Source organism: Euryarchaeota archaeon, from assembly GCA_016207515.1.
Classification (GTDB): domain Archaea; phylum Thermoplasmatota; class SW-10-69-26; order JACQPN01; family JACQPN01; genus JACQPN01.
On record JACQPN010000008.1, the window covers coordinates 1 to 26,404 of the forward strand.

The 26,404-nt window shown below is 60.2% G+C and carries 28 protein-coding genes; 8 read left to right on the plus strand and 20 right to left on the minus strand.

Features of this window, described 5'->3' with window-relative positions; translation table 11 throughout:
* Positions 1-135: 135 nt before the first annotated feature.
* From HY556_03505 to HY556_03585, 17 genes are all read right to left on the minus strand, one after another.
* Positions 136-621, minus strand: a complete 486-nt coding sequence (locus HY556_03505) for a phage integrase N-terminal SAM-like domain-containing protein (GenBank protein ID MBI4392851.1) — start codon at positions 619-621, stop codon at positions 136-138.
* A 222-nt stretch (positions 622-843) separates the two neighbouring features.
* Positions 844-2,109, minus strand: coding sequence for a hypothetical protein (locus HY556_03510; GenBank protein MBI4392852.1), 1,266 nt, complete (start codon positions 2,107-2,109; stop codon positions 844-846).
* Between the two features lie 105 nt (positions 2,110-2,214).
* Positions 2,215-2,769 (minus strand): hypothetical protein, encoded by a 555-nt coding sequence (locus tag HY556_03515; protein MBI4392853.1) that lies wholly within the window; start codon positions 2,767-2,769, stop codon positions 2,215-2,217.
* A 69-nt stretch (positions 2,770-2,838) separates the two neighbouring features.
* Positions 2,839-3,030 (minus strand): YjzC family protein, encoded by a 192-nt coding sequence (locus tag HY556_03520; GenBank protein ID MBI4392854.1) that lies wholly within the window; start codon positions 3,028-3,030, stop codon positions 2,839-2,841.
* A gap of 298 nt (positions 3,031-3,328) precedes the next feature.
* Positions 3,329-3,862 (minus strand): DUF4145 domain-containing protein, encoded by a 534-nt coding sequence (locus HY556_03525; GenBank protein MBI4392855.1) that lies wholly within the window; start codon positions 3,860-3,862, stop codon positions 3,329-3,331.
* A gap of 416 nt (positions 3,863-4,278) precedes the next feature.
* Positions 4,279-5,616 (minus strand): hypothetical protein, encoded by a 1,338-nt coding sequence (locus HY556_03530; protein ID MBI4392856.1) that lies wholly within the window; start codon positions 5,614-5,616, stop codon positions 4,279-4,281.
* Positions 5,617-5,740: 124 nt separating this feature from the next.
* Positions 5,741-7,648, minus strand: a complete 1,908-nt coding sequence (locus tag HY556_03535; GenBank protein ID MBI4392857.1) for a hypothetical protein — start codon at positions 7,646-7,648, stop codon at positions 5,741-5,743.
* A gap of 376 nt (positions 7,649-8,024) precedes the next feature.
* Complete coding sequence (locus HY556_03540; protein MBI4392858.1) at positions 8,025-9,179, minus strand: hypothetical protein; 1,155 nt, start codon at positions 9,177-9,179, stop codon at positions 8,025-8,027.
* Positions 9,180-9,267: 88 nt separating this feature from the next.
* Positions 9,268-11,631, minus strand: coding sequence for an ATP-binding protein (locus tag HY556_03545; GenBank protein MBI4392859.1), 2,364 nt, complete (start codon positions 11,629-11,631; stop codon positions 9,268-9,270).
* Entirely contained in the window at positions 11,615-11,803 is a 189-nt protein-coding gene (locus HY556_03550) for a hypothetical protein (protein MBI4392860.1), read from the minus strand. The genes HY556_03545 and HY556_03550 overlap by 17 nt, the downstream gene beginning before the upstream one ends.
* On the minus strand, positions 11,796-12,017 hold the full coding sequence (locus HY556_03555; protein ID MBI4392861.1) for a hypothetical protein: 222 nt from the start codon (positions 12,015-12,017) through the stop codon (positions 11,796-11,798). The genes HY556_03550 and HY556_03555 overlap by 8 nt, the downstream gene beginning before the upstream one ends.
* Positions 12,014-12,253 (minus strand): hypothetical protein, encoded by a 240-nt coding sequence (locus HY556_03560; protein MBI4392862.1) that lies wholly within the window; start codon positions 12,251-12,253, stop codon positions 12,014-12,016. The genes HY556_03555 and HY556_03560 overlap by 4 nt, the downstream gene beginning before the upstream one ends.
* A complete protein-coding gene (locus tag HY556_03565) occupies positions 12,235-12,939 on the minus strand; it encodes a ThiF family adenylyltransferase (protein ID MBI4392863.1) in 705 nt (234 codons plus the stop codon). The genes HY556_03560 and HY556_03565 overlap by 19 nt, the downstream gene beginning before the upstream one ends.
* The gene (locus HY556_03570; protein ID MBI4392864.1) at positions 12,939-13,397 is read right to left on the minus strand and encodes a Mov34/MPN/PAD-1 family protein; all 459 of its coding nucleotides are present in this window, start codon (positions 13,395-13,397) and stop codon (positions 12,939-12,941) included. Before HY556_03570 ends, HY556_03565 begins: the two co-directional genes overlap by 1 nt.
* Positions 13,394-14,092 (minus strand): hypothetical protein, encoded by a 699-nt coding sequence (locus HY556_03575; protein ID MBI4392865.1) that lies wholly within the window; start codon positions 14,090-14,092, stop codon positions 13,394-13,396. The genes HY556_03570 and HY556_03575 overlap by 4 nt, the downstream gene beginning before the upstream one ends.
* A 535-nt stretch (positions 14,093-14,627) precedes the next feature.
* The gene (locus tag HY556_03580) at positions 14,628-15,485 is read right to left on the minus strand and encodes a hypothetical protein (GenBank protein MBI4392866.1); all 858 of its coding nucleotides are present in this window, start codon (positions 15,483-15,485) and stop codon (positions 14,628-14,630) included.
* Positions 15,478-16,026 (minus strand): TlpA family protein disulfide reductase, encoded by a 549-nt coding sequence (locus HY556_03585; GenBank protein MBI4392867.1) that lies wholly within the window; start codon positions 16,024-16,026, stop codon positions 15,478-15,480. The genes HY556_03580 and HY556_03585 overlap by 8 nt, the downstream gene beginning before the upstream one ends.
* Positions 16,027-16,198: 172 nt before the next feature.
* On the opposite strand from HY556_03585, the gene HY556_03590 reads away from it, so the two are divergent.
* From HY556_03590 to nucS, 4 genes are all read left to right on the plus strand, one after another.
* Positions 16,199-16,510, plus strand: a complete 312-nt coding sequence (locus HY556_03590; protein MBI4392868.1) for a hypothetical protein — start codon at positions 16,199-16,201, stop codon at positions 16,508-16,510.
* Positions 16,511-16,566: 56 nt separating this feature from the next.
* Positions 16,567-17,877 carry an Asp-tRNA(Asn)/Glu-tRNA(Gln) amidotransferase subunit GatA gene (gene gatA / locus HY556_03595; protein ID MBI4392869.1) on the plus strand — a complete coding sequence of 437 codons (1,311 nt, stop codon included), beginning with the start codon at positions 16,567-16,569 and terminating at the stop codon, positions 17,875-17,877.
* A gap of 46 nt (positions 17,878-17,923) precedes the next feature.
* On the plus strand, positions 17,924-19,276 hold the full coding sequence (gene gatB / locus HY556_03600; GenBank protein MBI4392870.1) for an Asp-tRNA(Asn)/Glu-tRNA(Gln) amidotransferase subunit GatB: 1,353 nt from the start codon (positions 17,924-17,926) through the stop codon (positions 19,274-19,276).
* A gap of 138 nt (positions 19,277-19,414) precedes the next feature.
* Entirely contained in the window at positions 19,415-20,209 is a 795-nt protein-coding gene (gene nucS, locus HY556_03605) for an endonuclease NucS (protein MBI4392871.1), read from the plus strand.
* Here nucS and mvaD read toward each other — a convergent pair.
* Genes mvaD through HY556_03620 form a run of 3 tightly spaced genes read right to left on the minus strand, consistent with a single transcriptional unit; the run spans position 20,201 to position 22,415 of the window.
* Positions 20,201-21,190, minus strand: a complete 990-nt coding sequence (gene mvaD, locus HY556_03610) for a diphosphomevalonate decarboxylase (protein ID MBI4392872.1) — start codon at positions 21,188-21,190, stop codon at positions 20,201-20,203. The genes nucS and mvaD overlap by 9 nt on opposite strands.
* Positions 21,187-21,882 carry an HAD family phosphatase gene (locus HY556_03615; GenBank protein MBI4392873.1) on the minus strand — a complete coding sequence of 232 codons (696 nt, stop codon included), beginning with the start codon at positions 21,880-21,882 and terminating at the stop codon, positions 21,187-21,189. Before HY556_03615 ends, mvaD begins: the two co-directional genes overlap by 4 nt.
* Positions 21,873-22,415: a UbiX family flavin prenyltransferase gene (locus HY556_03620; protein ID MBI4392874.1), complete on the minus strand. Its 543-nt coding sequence runs from the start codon at positions 22,413-22,415 to the stop codon at positions 21,873-21,875. Before HY556_03620 ends, HY556_03615 begins: the two co-directional genes overlap by 10 nt.
* A 216-nt stretch (positions 22,416-22,631) precedes the next feature.
* Here HY556_03620 and HY556_03625 point away from each other — a divergent pair, with 216 nt between their 5' ends.
* The 4 genes from HY556_03625 (at position 22,632) to HY556_03640 (ending at position 26,375) form a co-directional block, all read left to right on the plus strand.
* Positions 22,632-23,369 carry an ABC transporter ATP-binding protein gene (locus HY556_03625; GenBank protein MBI4392875.1) on the plus strand — a complete coding sequence of 246 codons (738 nt, stop codon included), beginning with the start codon at positions 22,632-22,634 and terminating at the stop codon, positions 23,367-23,369.
* Complete coding sequence (locus tag HY556_03630; GenBank protein MBI4392876.1) at positions 23,326-24,096, plus strand: ABC transporter permease; 771 nt, start codon at positions 23,326-23,328, stop codon at positions 24,094-24,096. Before HY556_03625 ends, HY556_03630 begins: the two co-directional genes overlap by 44 nt.
* A gap of 51 nt (positions 24,097-24,147) precedes the next feature.
* Positions 24,148-25,107, plus strand: coding sequence for a DNA recombination protein RmuC (gene rmuC, locus HY556_03635; GenBank protein ID MBI4392877.1), 960 nt, complete (start codon positions 24,148-24,150; stop codon positions 25,105-25,107).
* A 137-nt stretch (positions 25,108-25,244) separates the two neighbouring features.
* Positions 25,245-26,375, plus strand: a complete 1,131-nt coding sequence (locus HY556_03640; GenBank protein ID MBI4392878.1) for an isocitrate/isopropylmalate dehydrogenase family protein — start codon at positions 25,245-25,247, stop codon at positions 26,373-26,375.
* Positions 26,376-26,404: the final 29 nt, after the last annotated feature.

The window sequence follows — 26,404 nt, forward strand, 5'->3', positions numbered from 1 at the left end:
CAAGGGAGACAGCTACCGATTGAAGCAGAAGAGGCGGGCCGGAATCATGATTCCCGGCGCGCCGGGTGACAGGAAAACGTAATATGGGACTGGGCACTTTTCAAATGGCGATTCTGGGCACTTTTGGGCCGGCGCTTACACGCGTCCTGCGCTCTCGTATAGGAGCATGATTAGGGCGCGGTCGCGCGGGTGGTTCGTGGCGTCAGCCAGGCTCTTGATCTCGCCGGGCGATAGGAGGTCCTTGGGAAGTTTGTGTGATTGCAAGGGGTTGCCCGTCTTGATCCATGCGACGAGTGGGGGATGTGTTTGCGCGTCGGGTGCCAGGAGGTCCTTGTAGAAACTCTTCAGGAATCGTTTGGCGCCTGCCACGGTTTCGGGCGCGCAACGGTTGGACATTTCGCTCAGGTAGGCCTTGATGTCGTTCCTGGTGGCCTTCTTGTAGGGTTTCTTCAGGTGGCGTCCCCAGAGGCGCGCATGCTTGGCTTTGAACGTGCGCGTTACGATTGATTGACCTGCCAAGTGCCAATCCTGATCCAACCCCAACAACGTCTCCCTCTGGCCCTTCGTGAAATCTGGGGATTCCCATTCGCGCTTGAGCTCCTGCTCTCGACGAGTATTCAACCATTCTGCCTCCATACCAATCTCCTCCGACGCTCCAGCCTAGTCTTGGGAGATTTACTCCTTAAACTCGAACCAATACCCGCCCCCACGACCGCCTCGACTTTAAAAAGACCGCGACGGGGGACAATTCATTGGCCACGACGCAAGGCGCCACAGGGTCGTTTGGCAAGCTAGAATAAATAGACGGGGGTGGTCCTCCGCATGCCTTCCGACGCGCTACGCTTACCAATTGAGACTGGCCTCGGTAGCGAAGGGTTCTGATCCCCAGGCGGAGTCTTGGCCCGGGAAGCCCCGGGGAGGATCCGGGCCGTCGAATCTCCATCCGAAGGTAGGTGGACCAGTTTCGCCGACCGCGAAACACCATCCTGTCATCGTCCGTCGCCAGGCGTACCATGCCTGGCCGTCCTCTGATACAGTCGTCGCGACTCCATGGTCTTTTGGTAAACCGTAACGCTCGAAGTCCTCCCCCAGGAGACCAAGGATCTCGGGTCGGTACCGGCCGCCGCGATTGCGATACCACCCGGCTTGGCAGGTTGCAATCCACTCCAAGGCGTTTCGCGTTTCCTTGAATTCCCGACGATCCAGGCGTCTGCCTTCCGTATCGACCGCGGTGGATCCCGCGTACTTTCGGAGATTATTCTCTTCATCGCGCCGTGCTTTTTCCTTCGTCTGTTCGCTTTCGAGAAAACGGTCCACAATCTCGCGGGCCGCCGAATAAGACTCTGCTTTCGCGAGCTGCGTTGCCCAATACCATGAGAAGGCATTGATTCGCCGGGGCCGGATGTGTAGTCCTGCCATTACGGCGACCTTTGCTCGGATGCGTGCGGTCTTGTCGTCGGTTCCAGCATCTACCTTGATAAATGCTTCGTCGTAGCCGGCGTAGAGGTTCATATTGTAGAGTGCTGGTAGCAGCCCGAGTGTGAGCCAGATTGGTAGTGCAGCTTGTCGGAACAAGAATTCGCTGTCGAGTTCCCTCCAATGGGAGTATAGCTGGTTGCCGGTGTGAAGTACGAGACCGACGACGATGAGGGTGAGTAGGATGTCAGCAAGCTTTCTTGCCCCTGTAGTTTTTGGATCACGTTGGCCCACGATCGAAACGAGGGCCAGGATGAAGATGAGTGGTTGGAGGATCAACTCCTCCAGAAGGCTTAGCACGTAGATGTTCATGATAAGTTCAAGAACCACCGCGACTCCAATGAGGTGCTTTACTCGGTCGCGGATCTGGCGCGGTTTTCGCGAAAATGTGGGAGAGTCGAGAAAGAGCACCAGAGCCATCGTGAAAAACCAGATGAATGTGTCCTTGGCGAGATCGCCTTGCCAGAGATGGGACTGTTCACCGACCCAGACCTCAAGTGTCACATAGCCGGCCATGATCAGCAGCGGAATCAGCATCTTGGGGGCGGCTACCGCTCGCATGATGTCGCCAAGACTTGAGCGTAGAGTCTTGTCGCGAAAAACCAAAACGAGGCCGACGCCCAGCCAGATCAAGGTGGCGGTTTCGCGGTTGTCTAGGATTGATTGATCACCTCGTGCATCTCCGCCCGGGTTTCAGTCGTGGCGACCTTGTCAGGGTAAAGCCTGGCCAAGTTCTGGTCACGCACTGCGAATCGCTCGGCTCAATTCTAATGCGAGGTCTTCACCCTCTAGTAGTAGGCTCGCGGGTTGCCCCCTTACCGCCGCTACCTCCACGGAGATGGCGATGATCTTGTCTCGAGTCGTGTTGTTTGTCAGGACGTTAAGATTTCCAACCGTGACGTCCTGCTCGACCCAAATCCATTGGGCGCCAGGCACCACGCGACTTGTGTAGCCGTCGGCCGCTTCGTGCAGGGGAAACGTCATCACGGTCACGTTTGGGGGAGGGTCAAGGAAGAACGAAAACCTCGTCCATTGGATGGAGACGTCCTGAAGGCCCTTATTGGCGACAGCCGCGCCCAGTTTTGGCGGATCGAGTGATACAATACGGACATCGAGAACTTGAAGGTCTACGGTGGTCCTTTCTGCTTCCAGATGGGCCAGATCGCGACTGATGTCAGTAAGTTGGGCAGTATAGATTGCCATTGCGGCGGTTGCAATTACCGTAATGACTGATAGAAGCAGTGGTGCGAAATTGCCTCCAAGCACATCACGTCCGCCCCCGGAACCCTCCATTGCTTCAGCCCCTCCGTGTGAACTTTGACGGCGGGAAAAGCTCCCGCAACGTTCGCCTGAAGGTTTTCATCATGTTCTTCTGAGCAGGCTCCAGATAACGCCCATGCTGCATGACTTGTGCGGTGGGAAGCGTTCGCCCACGCTGAGGGGGATCTGCATCTCGTCTGGCGTTGGCTTGCAACCGTAAGGTCCGTTCATGTGTCTGACATAACCGTAAATCCCCGAATAGGGTGCCTTTTCTCCAGTTTTGTATTCTGTCATCCGTCACCTTGCCAGGGAGAAATCACCGACTACTTATCCGTTTCATAAAATTCTCGAAATAGAATAAAAGCCGAGCCGAAGCGTACGCTATCGTGTACGAGGGGACGCGCGGTTCGATACAATTCCTTGCTCTTGGGGTAGCCGAAAGTGGTGGAGAAGCTTGGCATCCATATGTTAGCTGTTTGGAAGGCGAGTTCTGGATGGCGTCGTGGGGAAGATGTCCTGTCGTTGGTCCCGAACTTTCTTCGAAACGCGCGTTCTGGTCGCACGAAAGGTCTGGTTGAACGCGAGGATTCGGTTACGTTTTGGTAATACGCCTAGAGTCCGTCCTCCTATGCCGATGTTTCTTGAGTGCGGCCTCAAGGCGCTTGAGTTTTCTAGGAGCCACGTAGATGTAATCTGCCATAGCGCGGAACAAGTCGCCAAGTATCCAGGCGTCGTGCATTGAGATTGTCTTGTCGTCCGCATGGGCACCGGAGTTTCGCATGTCTCTGATGGCGTGCGCGATCTCGACGAATCTTGGGGGGAGCGTGCCTCGCTTGGCAAGGTTCTCGATCTGATGGTAGAGCTTTTCGCCCTCAGCTTCTTGGTCATGCATCATGAATTCCAAGGCGCGTCCAACGAGCACCACGTAGGCCGCCTGCGAAACGGAGGAGACGCGTGTTGCTTGCGCGTAGGCGTCCCGAATCTTTGCCGGAACATCCTCTGCGAGCTGGTTCGGTCCGGGAAATAATTGATTCATGTCCTCCCAGTTGTCTCCGATAGCGGAGAAAAGAGATCCCCTTTCGCAGCCCGCGCATGCCACCAGGATTAGCGTAATGGGCAAGTCCACTGGTCGGCTGGCATGGTCATACCATGTGTCGATGAAAGAGTGTTGCTTCAGAACCTCATAGCGCGTCCTATTGTGACAATGAGGACAATCAAACTTCGAAATGACCTTTACGTTGTGGGCCATGGCTGCTCGTGCCATATAGGTTCAGCCGGTCATCAAGGCAGCGGAAGTCTCTTCGGGAGCCCAACCTTGGAGATTGGGACTTCTTTGTCTTCTCACATAGTCTGCGGTTCCCTGTCTCGGACCGAAATGTGCGCCGGTGGCGAGATTGGTGATGATCCCGCCGGAGACGTTCATGCCGAGTCCCAAGCGATCCGATCTATTTTGATGTGGTAACGAGGTGGAACCACTCCTGGCCCCTGCGCTCGGCGAGGCCATTTTCTCTACTTCGTTTGTGTTTAGATCCCGAATCGCGCCTAGGAACCGCCGTTGGTACCGCAAACAAATCGGTCAAAGTCACTGTAATTGTCGGCATTGTATACGGATAACTTCTCCTCGCCTTTCGTGTCGAGGTCGGCGAGTATCGCTTCGGTCTCGTCTTCTATTACCGGCGTGGGGAGGTTCGTTATGAGATAGCCGCAAGCAACCGGGACGTCCAGTTTCTCGTACCTGCCGATGGCGTCCCAAAGGGCGTTCAAGTCCTTTTCAAAGTTCGATATCTGTGTCCGGGTGGGCGTGTCGAGTTGGTACATTTTCGCTTCCACGATCGAATAGCCCGGCACGTCTTCGTCGTGGAAGAGCAGGTCTTTTTCCGAGTCATTTCGTTCGCCTTTCACGTAGCAGCCTGTCGCCCATTCGTGCTCGCTCCGGGCAAGTGTGGCAGCGACTGTAGTACCAATGGCGCCGTCCTTGGCGAAGATTGTGTTCGAGAGCGGTGCCGAAACGTGGTAATACGTACCGACGTGCATGGTCTGCCGACAGGCCGGACACGCGATCGTGGGCGTCTCGTGGCTCCCCACAATCAATTGCGAGTGGGGTTGGTGGACACATCGCGAACACCATGCTACGGTGAGCGCTGGCCTGAAGACCCGCAGCGATGTCGCGAGGCTTTCGAATGTGGATGTGAATTCCGCCCGGGGGAGACCTGCCTGCTTCTCCAGGGCCTCTTGCTGCAGGCGTCCCGCCTCCACTATTCCGCCTTTGGCCTGGCTTACGGAGTCCAGGGCCATGGGAAGGGCCAGGTCGTTGGAATGCTTCAGGGCAGTGTGAATGAATCCGGCGAGCTTGTTCTTTTCAAGCATCTCCGAGGCTTGTTCGGTGATGAAACGCCTGGCGGCCTTTGCTTGGAATTCCTCCTCGTTCACGGCGTCTATCTTGCCGCGTTGGCTGTCGGCGTGGGCTTTGAGACGTCTCGTCAGTCCGCTAAAGAGCTCGGTTAGGCTTGGAATAGACCGTTTCAGAACGGTTCTCGTGTTTGCTTCCAGCCTGGCCTGGGCTCGTTCCATCTCGGTCTTCAGCGGTTGGGCGCTGACGGTCGGGTCGGTTTCGAAATAGATCGCACCAAGTGGCATCCCTTGGATGGGCAGGAAGAGGCCGCGCGGGACCCATAACAATCGTCTTGCCCTTGAATCAGTGCGGAGGCGGTTGAAGAGCGCGACTGCGTCGGCTTGTTCATGCATCTCGGCAAAGAGGCGCTTCATCTCCTGGTCGGAAATGAGGCCAAGTTTGCGACCATCGCGTGTCTTGAGATGAGTCAGTTCGCGCCAGGGATACGAGATGGCGAATTCGTCGTCCTCCGTACCAGTCGTAACCATGATTCCACAAAGTCCTTCACAGACATGGCCTTTTTGGCGCGGCTAGGGGCATCGCCGCGCTCCTAGAAGCCTTCACATTCCATTGAGATTGTTCCAAAATCTTGGGTGCGGAGCCAGGCGCCTGTCACATGAGAGGGTCGTCACCTTTGCCAATGAGGACGAGTTGCGTCGAACGCCTTCCGTCTTCGACGATTTCGCCGGCGCGTCGTAGTTCGCGCACAGCAGCTAGGCGGCCGAATCTTGATGGGAGGCGGGGGAGGATGTCCTGTTCCAGTGTCAGGAGATCAATCTTTTTCGTACGCAGTTCGGCAAGGAATCTGTCTCGATCGCGGAGTTTCGCCAGCCCGTGACGGGTCGTGACGACGGCCATGCGGATCCGTTCTACCCCTCGTGCTGAGAGGGGTTCCCGCATGGCCGTCGCTTTGCGCGCAACCTCTTCGGCGACAGATTTGTCGCCGTGTGCGGTGGGCGAGAGCGTGCATTCGGCGACTAGCGCCTCCTTTGTCGATTCGTTGATGGCAACGATATCGATCTCCATTGGAGTCCCTAGAACAGTCGCCTCATCATAGGAAACGTGGACCTCGCCAAACCCAATCTGTTCGAAATACAACTTTGCCGCAAGTTCGAGGAAGACGCCGAGAAGTTCTGAGGCCTGCGATTCGAGTTCTCGAACGCGAACGCGAACATAATCCGTGGGGGCCAATTCTTCTCGCATCCGGCCGCGGTTTCCGTATTTCCTCGTCCATTCGGCCTTGAAGAAACCCGTTAGGTCTTCGAGCGTCACGTTGCTTGTTGTGACGTTCACGTCGTGGGCATACCGAGTCAAGGCGTGTTCCACTTCCTGGAGTTCGGAGTTGGCGAAGCCACTGGCCGGACTTCCCACCTTAGTGAATATGAGCCAGCCAGAGTAGTCGCTGATCGAGGTTCGGCGTTCGAGGAGTACGCCGAAGCTGTACCAACCGTCGTCTGCATGATGGAACCGAAGTATCTCGACTTTGTCCGGGTTGTCGTTCCCACGCTTGACAACGATCTCACCTATGAGGAGCGATACGACGGAGGACGCACCCGAGAAGATCTTGTGATGTCCAGAGTCAATCACTTCGAATTGATGCCAAATCATGGCCTCCCGAATCTTGTCGTGTAAGGTTAATTGAGGCGAGCCGCTGGGTCTCAGCAGATCCGGAAACAAGGCTTTGGCCGCCGCTGCTTGCACGAGAAAGACATCAGACAGAATAGGATCCCAACCGACTTCTCGGTCCATCCGGTCGACGCATTCTGAGCGAACCCGAGCGTTGAGTGAGTCGAACTTTTCCCAAGAGGTCGCGTCAAGCGTGGCCTTGACGATTGGCGCGTTCGTATCGCCCAGTAGCGTTGACCAAAGGTACCCGCATCCGGCCGCATATCCAATAAGGATCGTTTTTTCGGTCTTCGGGTGTTGTCTCAGGCGTGTGGGGGAGTCCGTCATTGCTGCCTCGAACCTGTGGAGGTCGTGTCCGATGTCCCACACCCAGAACCGTGCCGAATAGTTGGTCAGATCTTCGAGGGTCACGTTTGGGGCCTTCGTCCGGTCGATTGCGCCGCACGCGTAGAGGACTTTTCGCAACGGCCCGGTGAAAATCTTCTCAATCTCTCCAAGGGCCTCCTCAAGGTCGGCATAGTTCTTGCTTGACGCGATGCGCGTGAAGATTCGATGCAGATTCTTGTATGCAATAGCTTTTTCACACGTGGGCGGCATCTTTTCGGGGTCGAGGCCCACAAAGAATGCGCGGTGGGTTTTCCAGTCTTGTTGCAAGCCCAAGAAATCGTCATGCGTAAAACTCGAGAGATAGCGGCCCATCATACGGCGGGCGACGTCGCGGTATCCGACGAAGCATTCGTCAGGCCTTCGGTTGTGATGGGCCAGAAACTTCTTGAACGTCGAAACGTCCTTGAGAGACGTGACGATGGGGATTATCCAGAAGGTGTCAGGGAACCTACTGGGTGGGGTAAGACTGGAGCCCTCATCAATCGGCGCAGTCGTTAGCTCCTTCATGGGTCCCTACTAACGTCCTAAGGATTTAAGGGCGAGGGTCGCCGTACCTGGATTGTCCGAATCCACCTCATGAAGGCGATGCTTCATGTAGAGTCGAGGGGATGTCTACGGATCGGGCATCGCAAAAGACATCGTTGCTGTCAAGGCACCCAGGTTTCGCGGTGTTACGGGAAGCCGCGTGGACAACGACGCCAAGTTCCAATAACGCCCCTCAAAACCATGATCGTCGATCACGAGCGTCTGGGTTGGTTACCGGGATGACCGGATGGGCGGAAACTAGCCTCCTTCCATGTCAGGTGGTTTGCGATTCCGCGGTCCTACAAGGGTTGTATGGGCATGGTAATCTAGGGTGCAGCAAAGGGCAAGGCGCCGCGTCTCATCCTAGGAACGTTCTGGACCAAGCTGTCATCGTCGCGGGGGCCAATGGTAATTTGCAGTATTGGTTCGTGAGTACCATGATCTCTTCCGAGTATGGGGGCCTGGTTGCGCGTCGGGCGTAGTTTTGGCCTTCGACGTGGAGGAACTTGTTCTCGGGGGAGAAATCTAGGATTTCGTTTCGGAGGATCACGGATAGGACGTGGGGGTATTCGGCCACCGCTTCGCCGAGTTCTCGAAGGTTTGTGGCCCGTTCTCCCATTTCGTCGTCCCACGGGAAGAAGTTGAATGGGACGCTTATGACGATTGCTCCGGGCGTGTTCGTCGGGAGCTGTCCTTGTTCGTTTCGAATTTTCGTCTTAACTCGTCTTGTCGTGTCCGGCGTGGTCGGAGGGCCTGAAAACCCCTGGAGCTTATTGTCCTCCTTCCAATCCTGAAGGAATTGGGAGTCACTGCGTGGCGCGACACCAAGTTGGAGAACATCGGGAACGTTCACGATTTCGGTTCTACCGGTTTTTGTCGCAGTCGCAACCGCCTTTTGTGTTCGTCGAACCAATTCTTGGAGCAAAGGTTTGGATGGCGTTCGAAGCATGCGTCCGGCGAATTCAATTCCGGGTTTTCCCCCAACGAGGCGGATCAATTCGTCGAAGGCGGCATATGCGCGCTTCTCCGCTATGCTTGCTCCCAATGCCGCGAGTTCTACGTGGATTTGGTCGTTGGTTTCTTGGTTGGTTATGACGAGATCCGGTACTCTTGGTCCTCCGTTGATGACGACCGGTGGGTCAAATTCGATTTTGAAGCCCTTGGCAACGAGGCGCGCGGCAATCTGGCTTACATCCCATCCCTCCTGCCACTTTTCGGGGGTTCGAAGACGTTTTGTGACCGTGTGGAACCGCGGCGCATCCTGGATGACGCGGAGGTCTTCTGCGAGTTGGGCGAGAACGATTCGTGTCCACGGTGCGAGGTTCGTGACGAAGTCACGCAGGGGATGACGGATCTTCCAGATGTCGTTTCCGAAAAGTTTGTCAAAGTCATCAAATGCGCGTCGTGCGGCTTCCCGTTGGTACTTCGTCAAACCCGTCATGGTGCTAGCGTGGTCCGCCAATCCCTCCCAGGTGAGTTCATGTGGCAACGGCCTGGTGAGCTGTTCGGTCACTGCTGGCCGAAGGCAATGCGTAGCATTATGGCTTTCCCCATCACCCCCAATGTTCTCATGGACTTGGCTTTGAGACCTCTTTGCCTTCTCACGTAGTGTCGGGTTTCCCTGTCTCAAACCGGTAGGCGAGCCACGCTCCCGCGCGCGTCTCGACGAATATGGCCACCTGTATCGTCGTGGGCTCTCCGGACTGTGCGAAGTGGCTGGCTCCGGCTTGAAGGACCCTGTTCATCGTCACGTCGTCGGCGACCACGAACCTCGCCTCGGCCTGGAGTTCGAGGGACTTGCGGAGATTCTCTAGGACTTGTTCGTCGCGGTTGCTTCCAGTTTCCACTTCTATGGCCTTTTCGCGTCCGTCTTCCAAGTACAGAATGTCAAACCTTGGATCTGGCACCCTCTCGATCCCGAGCAGCCTCGTTACTTCATCCACCATCGCCTTGTGGTCTCCTTTGGCGCGGTGTATTCGATCCGGCGCTCGCCCGTTTCGCATCGTGTAGGCTTCCACGCCCCACGGTCGCAGGTAATAGATGCTTGGCGGCCTTCCTTGGCCCGTATGGGCTTTCGCGTAGGCTACGAGTCCGAGTCCGATGAGTCTCGTAAGGCTCGCTCCTGCGGCGTTCTGGCTTCGCTTGAGAAGCATCCGGATGGCCCTAGGGTTGATTGCCTTGGATTCGGCTATCGCGTTGAATACGGCCCAATCGCGCCCCGTGAGGCGTGATAGGCGTTTCTCCAGTTCTGCCCGTTCCGCGTAGTTCAGGTGTCGTTGGGATGGGTTTGGGACCCCTTGGGACAGGGCGTCGTCCCTAACCACTGACCGCGCGACCTCGGGGATTTGGGCGAGGTTCAGGCCATCGGTTCGGACGAGGGCTTGCCCGGTCCGAAGGCCTGTCACCAATCCCTCCGCCCCGTCATTTTGCCGGAGGAGGGTGTTGGCCAGATTCACGTCCTGGGGTCGGACCAGGCGGTGGATGATGAAGGTGTTGACGTTGGCGAGGGCGTGCTTGCTCAACTCGCTCGGCAACTGGGTCACGAAGACGAGCCCGACGCCGAGGTAGCGTATCTCTCGACATGTCGTCGTGAGGACGGACGTGGATTCTTGACCCATGGCGAGGAGATGTTGGGCTTCTTCGAAGACGATCAAGTGCCGGAGCGCGTCGGTCGGTCCCCGTTCGAGTTTGTGTCGAATCTTTTGGAGTAGGACGCTCACGAGTAGGGCAGCGCCGGCATGGTCCCCAAGGCCGTCGAGTTCGACGATGGTTACGCCTTCGATTAGCGTTTCGAGTGCGATTCCCTCTCGTACGCAGAACGCTTGCCGCGTCGACCCAATCATGAGTGACCGGAGAACGCGCAGGGCCGACGAGCTCCACCCAGCCTCGCGACCCATCGTGGGCCGCTTCTCCAATGCTTCAATCAAGTCGCCCATGTGTGGGTAGTTGACGCTGCCATCGTAGATGCCGCGTTCCTGATAGAGTTTGTCCAACGTCTCGGCGACGATGTCTTTGCTCCCCACGGCTGGGACGTACCTGTTGATGACTTCGCTGAAGATGCTGCTGAACTCCTTCACCCACTGGGCGGGCGCGCCCACGGGTTTCAACAAGTTGTGCGTCAAAAGGTTCCGACCCGAGAATCCCAGGACTCTTGCCCCACTCGTCGCGTGTAACGAGCGGTATTCTTTCTTCACGTCGAAGACGAGGACGCCCTTGACGTGGGGCTGGGCCTCCTGAATTAGTCGGAAGACGGTGTTCGTTTTTCCAGCGCCCGTCGTTCCAGCCACAAGCGCGTGCTGATTTAGCGCTTGAAGCGTGACGAATGCTGGTCCAAGTGGTTTTCCATTGATCGGGCTCAGGATATCGCCGAGGCGGATCGCCGCATCCAGCGGTGGCCCCGACACTTCCCCAATTGAAGACGCGCTGTCGGCGACCGGCAGGTCGGGAAATAGTGGAAGCGAGAACCGCGTCAGGATCCGTGGCCGAAGCGCCCGGCCACTGGCCAACCCTTCGAAAGCCTCGACGCCTATCTCTTCTGTTTCTCGAAAGAACTGCCGGACGACGTGGATTGCGGGTCGCTCGGTGGCCACGGCGAAGCTCGTCACTCGGCCCCGGTCTTGGACGAGCAAGCGCATTCTCGCCCGCACTCCCAATTGAAGTAGGGTCATACACGCCTCGGGTAGGCGATCGTTCGCGTAGACGCACGAATACGCGTAGCGAAGTCGGGCCGGAGGCGGGGAGCCGGGCTTTGAATGCACAACATAGTCGGCCGAGAGGACCTCGCGCGCGCGTTGAAGGATGCGTCCGTTTCGTTCCCGTCCGAATAGTCCTTGGCGCCACGCGTCGAGGTAGACGCGTGGGACGCCGTCGAGGTCAATGGTGAGTAGCCAGTCGGCGGGTATCCATGGTACCCGGTGGCGTCCATCCCTCGGCGCGTACGCGAGGAGGTTAATCTGTTCCGCCAAGGTTTCCACCAAACCTCGCAAGGACAGTGATGACGAGGATGATGACTGCGATGACTATGATGAGGCTTCGCCAGAGGTTCTCAATGTTGAAGGTGAAGGCGAAGATGAAGTAGGTCAAGATGAGGATGAGGAAGATTGTGAGGAGTTGTACGTGCTTCGAGTAGTCAGCCACGTGGTCGCCTCCACTCCGTCCGCCACGCATACTCCGCGTGATAGGCGAGGACGACGCCTACGAGCAATTTGATTACCACGATTACGACAAGGATGGCCCCTCCGGTAGACATCCAGAGGTCCTCCATCTTGAGCATGAAGGCGGCGATGAAGAGCACGATCAGTGCCACGAGAACGAAGATGACGATTTTCGTGGGGTCGTCCACGTCCGTCAAGGCGTCGCCCCCGTCGGCTGCAGGTGTTCCCTGTTGAGGATCCAGACTAGGAGCGAGCTGAGGAGTAGTACGCCCACGAAGGGAAGGACCAGCGAGGCGAGGAGAAGGGCAGTGTAGAGCCATGTGTGCCGGGCCCGTACTACCGTAGCTCCAAGAACCAGAAGGACGACAGTAAGGAGGTTGATGATCGTCTTGGCGATATACACGACTGCGGCGACTATGGCGCCCCGCTGCATATTTCACACTCGGGATTCTTCTCAAGGTTGTTGGTGTAGAACTGGCCCCTCTGGAGGTCAATGAAGACATGCCCTTTGACGCCGCTTCCATGGGCGACCTTGACGATTTGGATGGCCTGTACGTTGGCGACGACGGCCGCCGTCACGTAGGTGGAGGGAATCGGGTCTTGCGAGCAAGAGGCCTTTTTTGGCGCTACGGGAAGGATGGGGTGGCACGCGAGGCATGCGCCGTTTCCCGGTCGCACCGTCGTTACCGTCCCCTGGAACCGGTTGATGCCGGCGTCCACGAGGATGTTTCCCGTCGTTACGCCGAGGAAGTTGGCATAGTGGCGGGTGGCTATGTTGTCGACACCGCTGCAGAGTATGGTTCCTTTCAGGTCGGCCGTGACGTTCTCAAGCCTGCCGATAAAGGTCTTGATGTTGATTGACGGGTCGATTTTCCGGAGGCGTTCGGCGAGCGCAATTACCTTGGGTTTTCCGATGTCGGAATGGTCGTAGAGTTGGTTTTCAAGGTTGTGTTCTTCGAGCGTGTCGGGGTCGATGAGGGTGAGCTCACCAACCCCGAGACGCGCGAGCGCCGCGGCAAGTTGGGAACCGAGGGCGCCGCATCCGATTATCGCCACTCGAAGGGCGCGGACCGCGTACTGGTTCCATCCTTCGATTAGCGTTTGTCGTTCGTGGCGCATTACTTTCTCGCTCCTATCCGGTGCGGCAGGATCATGCCCTTTCCGTGTTCCACGCGGAAGCATCCGAGTCCGACGCCGTCCTTCGTGAACGGGTCGACCACCACGGCCACAAAATCCGCGAAGAGCTGCTGTCCTTGGTGCGTGTGGCGGACATCCAGTCCGCTGAGGAAGACGCCGAAGGTCGGGTGTCCGTGCCACCATCCGACGGTTGACTGCTTCTTGCGGCAGAGTCGCCTCGCTCTCTCGTAGTCGTTCGCGTCCAGTTGGATCGTCGTAGCTTCACCGTTTCTGCGAGATCGGGTCGCGTGTTCCACGTAGAGTTTTGAGCCGGTGGCTCTTCCGATTAGCAGTCCTCCCGTTTCTCTGCCCGTCGCGACGGCTTGCCAGTAGGTGAGTGTGGCCAGTACGCGAGGGTGGATGACGACCGTGGAGGTCTGGGGCGCTTTCGCCCGCATCATGCCCCCTCTCCGTAGAGGAGTTTGCGGGCGAGAGTGAGCGGGTCGAGTGTGGGCATCTCGACGACTTCGGAGGCGAGCGGTTCGACGGCGCGGTTCCGGCGGATGTAACCCTCGACGTACTCGTTGGGAACGTACCCGGACTTGTAGTCGGGGAACTCCAGGAGCCATTCGATTTCGTCCCAGACGCTCGGGATGTTGTTCATGGGGGTCCAGGCGGTGAGGAGATGGTTGAGGCAGACGTAACCGCTCTCCGAGATGTTGGGGTGGCGCGGTTTTGGCTTGGTGAAGAAACGGGGGATGGGGGGTGTTGCGGGGTAGCTCGGCGGGAGTTCGATCATCAAGTCGAACGTTTGTTGGCGCCACTTGCCCTTGCCGCGCATCGTGCCGCGCCAGAGCAGCGGTGTTATGGGGCGGAGGGGGATTCCGGCCTGTTGGATGCGCCTCGCTTCATTGGCGATGCGATTCCTTGTCATGCTGGTGAGAAAAAAATTGGGGGACGCGCCCCCAATCGGGTTGGCGGGCATGCACTTGAGCACTTCGCCCGCTGAGATGCCGAGTTCCTGCACGGTCTTGTTGAGGGGGATTTCCTTCCCATGGCGCACGAGGCTGATCGCGTTGGGGTCGATTGCTTGCCCTTGACCGACCATCTCGCGCACCTTCATCATCGTGTAGTGCGGTTCCACCTCAAGCTTCATCGGCGTTGCCGTGCCGACCATGCTACTTATTCCTATTTCCATCATGTCTGTTCACCTGTTGGCCCGCGAGGGCCACGCGATGATTGGCCGCTCAACCAACATATTATTTTTCGGGCCCCCCTAGATTTCGAAGAAGGAAATGGCGCAAACATCGAGTGTCGTTGGCAGGCCGATTACTGTTGGAAATTCGGGCCGATTCTTTCAGGAAAAGAGGAGACGGCCCCCGTTTCCGGGGGCCTCGGGTTGGGACTGAAAAGGGGTGAAGCCACCTTTTGTCGATTCACCCCTCTCGTTTACTTCATGGACGCTGGTTCGAGTCCACGCGGGGCCGTCACGAGCGGACGCGAATGACGGCAAGCGGACGGAGCGTGAGCGGAGTCCGCGCAGCCCGCGAGCGCGTGGAGCGCTCGCGAGCTCAAACGACGGCGACGTGACGAAACGTCTGCGCAGTCATCGAAGCCCGAGGCTTGGCCCAAGCAGACCATCATCCTCTGGCGAAAAGCCGCGTGTACGTACGTATACATACCATGAGGTCCTAGGGCCCGGCCAACACCGTCTGCCAATAGTAGACGATGTACGTCCCGACGACGATCAACACGACACCCGTCACCTTACTCAAGAACGGTTGGAGAGCGCGGATCCGTTCCCTCGTGATGCCCTTGCCGAACGAGAGGGAGACGGTTGTCGCGAGCATGAGAGCGCCCATCCCCAAGCCGTAGGAGACGAACGTCGCGACGCCTGTGAGCGCTCCGCCGCTTGCAATCGCGGAACCTAGGGGTACGAGGAGGAGCGGGAGGTTGCACCCCAACGCGACGACACCATAACCGAGGCCGAATACGTAGAAGCTCTTCGGGGTCTTCCCCCTAGGCGCGCCGACCGAGGCCATGAATGACGGGAACCTCCCGGCGAGGGAGACCACCCCAGCGAGGATCAGGGTCACGCCGACCGCTTGGACTGCGAGTCCGATGTTCGTGAGCGTGAGAAGCCCGGTCGTGAGGAAGACGAGTGGGATGCCGATGAGCGTGAAGATCGTCAATATCCCTAGCACGTTGGCACCCGCGAACGCGATGGAACGGCGAAGTCCCTGCGGGTCGAGTCCGCGTAATCCGAGCGCGAGTGTCACCGCGCCGACGCCGAGCAACGCCACTTGGAGGACACCAAGTTCAGACTCGCCGGTGAGGACCTGGAACGAGGAGGCGATGCCAAGGGCGAAAAGGATGGCGCCCGCCACGAATGCGGCGACCCCGAGGTTCGAGGCGGCCGGCTTCGATTGCCCCGTGTCGGCGGAGAGGTAGTAAGAGACGTACGCCGGGAGCATCGCGATGCAACAAGGCGAGAAGAAGCTCAGGGCACCGGCGACGAAGGCCCAGAAGAAGAACAGTTCGTCAGCCAAGGCTCCTCCCGAGGGCCCCGGAAACGATCTCCGAGAGCTTCTCCTGCGTCGTGATGCCGGTGTTCCTGTAGATTATCTTCCCCGTCGCGTCGACAATGAAGAGTGTCGGCAAGGCGAGCGGTTGGTAACGTGGGCCGACGCCCGTGTTAGGGTTGTCGTAGGCGAACGTCCAATTCGCCCCGAATTCCGACTTGAACTGCCGGATCTCGTCGATGCTGTTCGCGCCGAGGCCGGGAAAGCGCGTCCCCGTGTCAACGCTGACCAGCAGGAATTCCCGGGATCCGTTGAACTCGTCGTGAAGCGCCACAAGGTGAGGCATCTCTTCCCGGCACGGCGGGCAGTTGACTCCCATGATGTCCAGGACGAAAACGCGTGAGACCGTGTCGCTCCTCGCAAGTCCCACCCCGTCTATCGTCGTCACGGCGAAGTCAGGCGCCTTCTTCCCGAGCGTAAGCCCCTCGTCCGACGCAGGCTCGCCGAGGCATCCGCTGACGAGCGTCAGCGCCACGAGGAGCAAGACCCCAGGATTGGTCGTCGTCACGCTCCTCCGTAGTCGCTTGTCCCATGTGGGCTTTTTGGTCGTACGACACCGGCCCACGCGGCGCGGCGGGTCATCCAAGGGTCCACTTTGGTGTCCGCAACGCTTGCGCGGCCCTACATCTCCAGCTGAAGCGAGGGAAGTGGTTTTTTACGTTGAATCCCCTGCCACACGCGTGTCGAAGCCGCGACGCGAAGAGGCGGGGGAAGCCATCAGCGCCGACACCGTGAGGCACGTGGCCGCGATCGCGCGCCTACGCCTTTCCGACGATGAGGTGGAACGTCTCAAACGCGAGGCCCAGCTCATCCTCGCCCACTTCGACGCCGTCAAGGACACGCCCCCGGGAGAGGAAGAGGGATCCACGAGGCCAGCGCCGCCTTTTCGCGATGACGTCCCCCGCGGCCCGGACCGGCCTTCCGTCAACGAGATGGTGGAGACGTTCAAGAAGAAGAAGGACCGCCGCTTGATGGTGCCTCGGGGATTATGATGAAGACGAAGGCGCTCGTCGAGGACCTGCGAAGAGCCTGGGGAAATTCGCACGCGATGCGAAGACTCGCCGAATCCCGCGCCGACCGGCTGAACGCGTTCATCACTACCGCGGATGCCGCCCGCTTGGAGGCACCGGCTGACAACATGGGGCGGCTCGCCGGGCTCGCCATCGGGGTCAAGGACAATATCGCGGTGCGCGGGATGCGCATGACTTGCGCTTCGGCGATGTTGTCGGACTACGTGGCGCCTTATGATGCGACCGTCGTTGAACGGATCGTCCTCGAAGGCGGCAGGATCGTGGGGAAGACTAACTTGGACGAATTCGCGTGCGGGTCGAGCGGCGAATCGTCGCATTTCGGGCCGACTTTGAACCCCATCGACGTGACCCGTGTTCCCGGCGGGTCTTCCTCCGGTAGCGGCGCCGCGGTAGCTGGTGGACTCGTCGACATCGCGGTCGGAAGCGACACGGGGGGAAGTGTGCGCTGCCCCGCGGCGTTTTGCGGCGTGGTCGCGATGAAACCGTCGTACGGTCTCGTTTCGCGCTACGGCCTTGCCGACATGTGCATGAGCCTCGAAGGCCCAGCCCCGATGGCGCCCGACGTCTACGGTTGCGCCTTGTTGCTTTCCGTGATGGCGGGACGCGACGAGCGTGACCTCATTACCTCTGACGCGGTCGCTTCCGATTTCACGACGGATCTCGACGCCTTGGACCTCGACGGGTTCCGTATAGGGCTTCCCATTGAGTTCTTCGACGGGGTCGAGCCGGAGATCGTGGAGAACGTGAGGAGCGCGGCGGACCGGTTCGCCTCGAAAGGCGCTATCGTGACGGACGTATCGATCCCGGCCTCGAAAAAGAGCCTTGCGGCCTACTATCTTCTCACGTACTCTGAGTTCGCCTCCGCCATGCAGCGCTACGACGGATTCCGTTATGGTGTCCGAGGCGACGGGAAAAGCCCTTCGGAAGCGGCAGGTGCTTCGCGCTCGGTCTTCGGGCGCGAGGTGAAACGACGAATCCTCCTGGGGACATATGTCACGATGCGGGAACACCGGGATTCCTGGTACACGGCTGCCCTTAACGCCCGTCGACTCGTCCGCCGCGACTTCGCGAAGGCCCTCGCCGAGGTGGACGTCCTATTCGCCCCCACGATGCCTTTCCCCGCTTTCAAGCTTGGAAGCCGCATCGAGGACCCGGTCAAGATGTACGCGGCCGACGTCCTCACCGTCTCAGCCAACCTCGCAGGAAGCCCCGCCGGTTCCGTGCCTCTTGGCGGGAACGGACTCCCCACCGGTCTTCAGGTGATGGGCAGGCCGGGCGACGACCGGCTCGTGTTGCAGACCATGAGGAAGTGGGAGACGCTACGATGAGCGCGCCTCGTGGACGCCTCTCGAAGGCCCCGGGACGTGGTCTTCCATGAAGATCGGCCTCGAGGTCCACGCCTATCCCCGCACAAAGTCGAAGATGTTCTGCAATTGCCCGAGCGAAGGTGCCGGCGAAGCCAACGAGAACCTGTGCCCGACGTGCCTTGGGCTTCCGGGCGCCAAACCCCTCGGCGTGAACCGCCAAGCCATCGAGACGGGCCTCGCAGTGGCAAAGACGCTTGGCTGCACCATCCTCGCCGACCGTAGGATCAACGTCTACCGGAAACACTACTTCTACCCCGACCTTCCGTCGAATTACCAACGTACGACCGACCCGTTCACCGTCGGGGGGACGCTCAACGGGTCAGTTCTCCGGGAGATCCATTGGGAAGAGGACCCCGGCGCTTACGACCTCAAGACGGGTGAAGTGGATTTCAACCGCTCCGGGATGCCGCTTCTCGAGATCGTGACGGAGCCCGACATCCCGTCCCCGGCGGCGGCACGGCACTGCATCCAGGAGCTTCGCCTCGTCTTCGATTACCTAGGCGCTGCGAGGGCCGGGGCCGCCCTGAAGGCGGACGCCAACGTGAGCGTAGGCGAGGAACGCGTCGAGGTCAAGAACATCAACTCCCCCCACAACGTCGAGGCCGCGCTTGAACACGAGATCGAGCGGCAGACGCGTCTCATCGCCAGAGGCGAACGGATACGCCGGGAGACACGCCATTTCGATGAGGCGACCGGGACCACGGTGCCTCTACGCGTCAAGGAGTCCGAGGACGACTACAGGTTCATCTTCGACCCCGACATCCCGAGCATCACCCTCGACAGCGCCTACGTCGACAAGGTGCTGGCTTTTCTCCCCGAGGACCCGTTCGTGATGCGCGAGAGGTTGGTGCGCGAGACCGGACAACCCATGGAAGTGGTCTCCGCCGTCCTATCCGACCGGGCCCTCACCGAGGCGCTACGCAGCAACCTCAAGATAGACGGCAAGTTGGTCCCCGATTTCTACATCCGCGAGATCCGATCCGAACTCGCCTACCGGTCAAGGAGCTTCCAGGATTCACCGCTCGAAGCGGAAGGCCTCGCTCGCCTCATCTTCGCCCTCAAAGGCGGAGCGATCACGCGAAAGGCCGCAGTCAACGTCCTACGCGAATGGCTCGACCAGGGCGACCTCGACGCACCGCTCACACGCGAACTTGCAGCCACGGTCCCATCGACGGAACTCGAGGCGGCTACCACGACCGCCGTTTCGGAGAACCCGAAGGCCGTCGCCGATTTCGTCGCAGGAAAGGAGAACGCGATGAATTTCGTCGTGGGCACGGTCATGAAGAGGCTGAAGGGGCGGGCAAGGCCGGATGACGTGCGTGCGGCCGTCATGAAAGCGATAGAGAAGAGGCAGCCATGACGGACCGGGAAAACTGGATCACGGGGGCACGGGGCCCGTCCGGATGCCTGCAGACAACGGAGACAGGGGATCTACAGGGGCCGTCGGTGGTATCCGTTGACCGTTAAGGTGCTTCGCAAGCCTGCCGCGGAGTCGTCCGTGGAATTCCTCCGGAAGGAACTTCTCCGCTCGTTCGTACAAGTGGTGGGGAGGTGCCGCATCGATTACGAGGGCCGCGCCAACTCCACTTTGGAGCTTGGCGAAAGACTCGCGTTCTTCAAGCCCGACGGCACGCTCATCGTCCACACTGGAAGCGGCCTCAAGCCCGTGAACTGGCAGCCACCGGGCGCGAGTTTCCAGGCGGACGTCGAGGAATCCTCGCTGGTCGTCACGTCGACGCGCACGCGCCCCAAAGAGCTCGTACGACTGCGGTTCGAATCCGTGGACCTCATCGCCTCGTTTCGCCTTCGGGACGCAAGCGACCTCGAGATCACGGGCACGGAGGACGACCTTCAGGAATACCTGGCGAGGAATCCCGACGCCGTGGAGCCGGGCTTCAGGATGATCCGTCGCGAGAAACGAAGCGCGAGAGGCCCCATGGACATCTACGCCGAGGACTCTCGCGGTAGGCGCGTCATTGTGGAGGTGAAGCGCGGGGCCGCGGGCCTAAAGGAGGTCGAACAACTGCGCCGTTACGTCGAACGTGAAAGAGCGGCGCGAAGCGTCGACGTGCGGGGGATACTCGTCGCGGCATCGGTGTCGCCGAAGGCAAGACGATTCCTTGAGGACCTCAAACTCGAATGGAAGGAGCTCGCCTGGCGCGACCTCCTGGGAAAACGCGGGTCGGCGCGTCCCGCCGGACAGGCACCCCTCTGGGCCTTCCAAGTGGATGCCAAGGAAGCCACGTATGCCAAGGCGCCGGACCGGCGACGAAAGCCTCGCGCTTCAGAATAGGTGGTCTTCCACCGCTCGAACACCTTCCCCCGGCGCGCTGTCGATGACTTGCTCCTTGGAAAGGCCCCATGTCGTCCTCGCCCTTCTCACGACGTCCGGCGCGTGTTCGGCGGGCGTGAGAAGGTGAAGGTTCGGGCCCGCGTCAATGGTGAACCAGACCGGTATCCCCTCGTCTCGCCAACTTCGAACGTCACGGATGCCGCGCACCGTCTCCCCCGTCCAGTAGAGGACCGAGGGGTCGGAGGTCATCATCACGGAGTGCATGAAGAGCGCGTCGCGCTCGGCGAGGTCGCCGATCGATCCCAGGTCCTTCGTGAGGATCGCTTCCTTCATCCTCGGCAAGGCATCGTTCACCCACTTTAGGCGCGTCCCGTGGATCGGACTGCGATCCGCCAATTCGTGCCCTTCTAGGCTTCCTACCTTCTTCTTCTCGCCCGAGAAGATGCAAGCCACGTCGTGAAGCGCTAGGTGCCCGGGGGCAGCTATCTGGCGAGCGTAGGAGTCTTCGTGACGCGCCCCGGGAAGCCACTCCACGTAGCCGCCGAAAACACTTCGCGAGGCGCTTCCCGAGCCGAGCCTTGCGAACGTCGACAATTCCTTCGCGGACACCTTGGTGCCCGCCGCGTCGAAACTCGCCGCTGCGAGGGCCGCGAAAGCGCTCGCCGACGAAGCGAGGCCCGCCCCGGCCGGAAACGCGTTCACGGAGGCGACGCGCGCCGCATCGCTGCGTCCCGTCCGTTTCCTCACGTGGTCGAGAAAGCGAGTGACGCGGGCGAGGACCTCACCGGTCTGAGCCTTGCCGTCAAGCGTCAAGGAGTCACCTTTCGACGCCGGGTCGAATTCGACGGTGGTCCTCGTGAGGAGGTTGTCAAGCGTCAGGGAGACCGAACCGTTCGCCGGGAGGTTCAACTTGGCGTCGGTGCGGCCCCAGTACTTGAGAAGAGCGATGTTCGCCCCTGCCACCGCGGTTTTCTGGTTCAAATCAACTTCTCCAAAGCCGCCCGGACCTCCTGAAGGTTGCGATAGACGCTCGACGCGCCGGAGAGCGCGTGGGGCTCCACGGTGGTCGCCACCGCGATCGTCTTGCAACCGGCCGCGAGGGCCGATTGGACGCCATACGGCGCGTTCTCGACGACGAGACACTCATTGGGCGCGACGCCGAGGCGCTTCGCGGTCTCGAGGTAAGGCGCCGGGTCGGGTTTTTCGGGCCCCTTGTCGTCGGCGCTGTAGATCGCATCGAAAAAGTGGATCGTCCCCGGCATCAGGAATCGAAGGTTCTCCATGGTCGTCCCGGTGGCCAAGCCGACCTTGACGCCTCGCCCCTTCACAAAAGCCACCAACTCCTCCGCCCCGGCCGAAAGCCGTGGCGCGCCGTAGGAGCGGAACAAACGGTTCTTCTCCGCCGCGAGCATTGTCACTTGCGCGTCAGAGACCCGCTGGCCCGACTTTTCAAGGATATCCCGGATGATAGTGGTCGAGCGCCCGCCTTCTCTTCGAAAGATCTCGTCTCGGGGAAGGTCTATGCCGAACGGCATGAGGGTGGCATGATATGCCCGCCAATGTTGGGTCATGCTGTCGATCAAGACCCCGTCGAAGTCGAAGATCACGGCCCGCAAACGGGTTCCGGGTCGTGCTTGCCCTTCGGGGGATCCGCCGTCGGTCCTCACTTCCATCGCCTGTACAGATCGTGCTCGATCCTAAGGCAATCGAGGATCTTCCCCACGAAGAAATCCGTGACCTCGTCGACGCTTTTCGGGTCGGCGTAGTAACCGACCATCGGCGGGACCACCATTGCGCCCGCAAGAAGCACCGAACGGAGGTTCTCGACTGCCGTGAGCGACAACGGGGTCTCACGCGGGACGAGGACGAGCGGTCGTCTCATCTTCAACATGTTCTCCGCGGAACGGGATACGAGCGTGTCGGCGAGTCCGTGGGCCACGGCCGCGAGGGTCTTGAGCGAGCATGGGGCTATCACCATCGCATCGACGGGGAACGAACTCGACGAGATGCCCGCATCCATCTGCTTTTCGCCGTAGCTTTTCGTCGCGGGAAACACCGCATCGCCGCCAAGCTCGTACTTGGCCGTGACCTGGGCGCCCTCCGTCACGATCGCATGCGTCTCGTGGCCCCGCGCATTGAGTTCCTCAAGGAGGCGTTTTCCGATCACTACGCCGGATGCTCCGGTCACCGCTACGATTATCCGCATCCAACCGGCCTATGACGCGTTTCGGTAAAACGGTTTTCCATGAGGCCTTAAGTGGCAAACGGGTCCGACCAAGGCGGAAACCACCATTGCCACCCGAAGAGACGTTTCCCGGAAGTCACGCGGCAAGACTCCTCAAAGCCGCCGCTTCCCGAGATTTCCCAGCCACGTGGACCCTGTTCCGGCAGGATTAAGGGGCCGACGACGGGTCTCCCGCCGATGGGCGCTGCCATCGACGTGAAGGGCCTCGCGAAGTCCTACAAGCGCATCGTCGCCCTCGCAGGCGTCGACCTCACGTTGGAGCCAGGGACGATAATGGGCCTCGTCGGCCCGAACGGGTCTGGAAAGACCACGGCCATCCGATGCATCCTTGGGATTGAAAAAGCCGACCGTGGTGAAGTGTCGGTCCTCGGCCGACCCATGCCCCAAGGCCGAAAACGGGTCCTCGAAAGCGTCGGCTACATGCCGCAAGACATGGCCCTTTACCCCGACCTCACGGTATCCGCGAACCTCGACTTCTTCGCACGGGTGTTCGGTATCAAAGGAAGCGAACGCAAGGAAGCCGAGGCGAAGGCCTTGGACGTGGTGAAGCTCGCCGACAGGGCCGATTCCAAGATCGGCGAACTTTCAGGCGGAATGCGTAGGCGGGCGTCGCTCGCTTGCGCGATCCAACACTCCCCGTCGCTACTCATCCTCGACGAGCCCACCGTCGGCGTCGACCCGGACCTTCGCGCGAACATGTGGGCCACGTTCCGGGAGATGACGGCGGCCGGCGCCGCGATCCTCCTCACGACCCACTACTTGGAAGAGGCCGAACGATGCGATCGGGTCCTCTTCATCCGCGAGGGGAAGCTGATCGGGAACGGAACACCCGCGGAACTCCTTTCGCGCACCGGGACGAAGAGACTCGAGGATGCGTTCCTCTCGATGGCCGGGGGGTCGCGACCTGCGGTTTGAACGGGCGGCGGCGGTCGCCAAGCGCGTCCTCGTCGGCGTCCGCGCGGACAAGAGGACCCTTGGAATCGTCATCGGCGCTCCGATCCTCATTTTCGCCCTTTTTGGGGCCGTGTTCAAGGCCCCGGATTCAGGTATCCAACCGCGGGCGGTGGCGCCCGTCATGGTCGGTCTCTTCGTCTTCTTCCTCACGTACCTGCTGACCGCGGTCTCCTTCCTTCGGGAGCGTAGCGCGGGCACCCTGGAGCGGCTCTATGCAAGTCCGCTTTCGGGCTCGGAACTCATAGCGGGTTACTTCGTGAGCTTCGGCGTCCTAGCGGCCGTACAAACTACCGTCCTCATAGGGGCGGGGATCGGTTTTCTCGATATGGACGTCGGCGAGGCGCTTCCCGTCGCGTACCTCCTGACGCTCTTGGGCGCTTTCACGGCTTTGGGGATCGGCCTTTTCCTTTCGACGCTTGCCGAGAACGAGTTCCAGGTCGTCCAATTCGTGCCCGTGGTCCTCGCCCCGCAGGCCATCCTCGGCGGCGTGTTCGTCCCAATCGACCGGCTCCCCGATTACCTTCGCCCGGTCGCCAACGCGTTCCCGATCACTTACATCATCGAAGGCATGAAGGACATCACCGTCCGAGGCGGTGGTTTCGCCGATGCCACTGGTGAGCTCCTCGTCCTCTCCGCCTTCGCCCTCGGCTCCGTTGCCCTCACCGCTGCCGTCGTGAGCCGGAAATAGTTTCGGTGGCCGGGCGAACCTCTTTCCTCCAAGGGGCGTTTTCCATCCACGATGGCCGAAATCGAGGTGCTTGGGCTCTTGGTGCTGAACCTGCTCGTCCTTGGCGTGGTGGCGTTCCTTGTGGCAAGACGCGCTCCGGCAGGCGACAATCCGCGCGTGGAGGCGGAGATGCGGACGGTGCGCGAGAAAGTCGACGCAGTGAACACGTCGACGGCCGTTCTACAGGAGCGGACCGGCGCCCTGCCACGCGTCGAGGCCGCCTTGAAGTCCCTGGAGATAGGCGTCGGTGCGTTGCCGGCCATGGCGTCAAAGGTCGACGAGATCCACGCGACGTTCACCGACACGACGGTCAAGGGCAAGATTGGCGAGGCTGCCGTCGAGGCGGTGCTGTCGCGACTTCCGACCGATCTCTGGGAGCGCCAATACCCCCTCGGCGGGGGCACGGTGGACTTCATCGTCCGGATGCCAAACGGCCTCATGCTGCCCATCGATGCGAAGATGAGCGGGTCGGAGCTTGTCGGAGACCTGGTGGCGGCGATCGGACGCTCGAACTCGGAAAACGGCGCCGGAGCCGAGGAAGCGAGACTCGTCGCCCGGGACCTCGCAAGAGACATCGGGGCCAGGCTCTACTCGCAGGCCGAGAAGATCCGCAAGTACACGAAAGAAGCCACAGGGGTGCTTCCCGTGGTCCTTGAAGCGGTGCCCGGGCCCGTATTCGACTCCGTAGGGCATTCGGTGAAGTCCGATTGTTCAAAGATCGGCGTGGAGGTAGTGAGCTACGACATGCTTCTTCCACTGATCTCGGTGCTTCGCAGCCAGAACACGCACGACGTGGAAAGCATCCAACGGGCGACCGCGAGCGTCGAGCGCGTGAGGCGTAGCTTCGAGAAGATCGACGAAATACTGGTGAACAAGGTCGGAAAGGCCAGGACCATGCTCGCCAACGCGCAAGCCGAGATAGAGGCAGAACTCACGAACGCAAGGTCTGCTCTCGCGGGCATGGATCCGTGAGCGTCGTCGCGCGGGCGATCGGGAAACGGCGCCGACGGTATCGGCGGCCCCTCCTCGGTGGTGGGGCCACCCGATGCCCCCCGCTCCTTACGCAAATAGGCTCATAAACGCGGGCGCACTATCCGGTGCGATAAGCCGTGACGAAGGGAAAATACAAGATAGTTCTGCTCGGCGGGGACGGCACCGGACCTGAAGTGGTCGCCGAAGGGCGAAGAGCGATGGACGCGGCCGCGAAGCGTCTCAACCTCAATCTCGAATACGAGGAATTCCCCTGCGGCGGCGAGTATTACCTCAAAACGGGCAAGGAGTGGCCGGACGGGTCGTTCGACGCTTGCAAGGCGGCGGACGCGATCCTCCTCGGCGCCGTCGGCTGGCCGGGAGCAAGTCTTCCCTCTGGCGACATCGCGGGCGCCGGCATCGTGTTCGGCCTCCGATTCGGCCTCGACCTGTACGCGAACGTCCGCCCCACGAAATTGTTTCCAGGGGTCCGCCACAAGATCGGCGAGAAGTTCAAGCAGGTCTGGGAACCGAAGGACGTGGATTTCGTCGTCATCCGGGAGAACAGCGAAGGCGAATACACTCCAGCCCGAGGCCACCTTACGCGCGGTGGCAAGACGGAGCTCACTACCGACACGTCGATCATCACAAGAAAAGGCGCAGAACGTGTGATCAAGTATGCGTTCGAACTTTCAAAGACGCGAAACGGAGCGCCGAAGGACGGTCTTCGACGCGTGACCTGCATCGACAAGTCGAACGTGCTCCGGGGCTCACAGTTCTTCAGGGAGATCTTCGACGAGATCGCGGCCGGCTACCAGGGCATCGAGCGCGATTACGCATACATCGACGCGTTCTGCCAATGGATAATCCGAAATCCGGAAGCGTACGACGTGGCCGTGACGACCAACATGTTCGGCGACATCGCAACGGACCTCGCCTCCGTGCTCCAAGGCGGCATGGGGATGGCAGCGGGGGGAAACATCGGCGACGATCACGCGATGTTCGAGCCCATCCACGGGTCGAGCCCGAAGCACGCTGGAAAGGGAATAGTGAACCCTATGGCGACGATCCTCGCATCGTCGATGATGCTTGAATGGCTTGGGAAGCGGCACAATGACGCGAAGATGGTACAAGGCGCGCGCCTCCTTGAACAAGCTGTCGCCGCCGTGGCGGCCGAGGGGAAGACGTTGACCTACGACCTCGGCGGCTCGGCGAAGACGGGAGAGGTCGGGGGCGCCGTGGTCCAACAAGTGAAGACGCTTCCCCTGTAGGTCCGGTCGGCGGCGCGGAGTCCATTGGG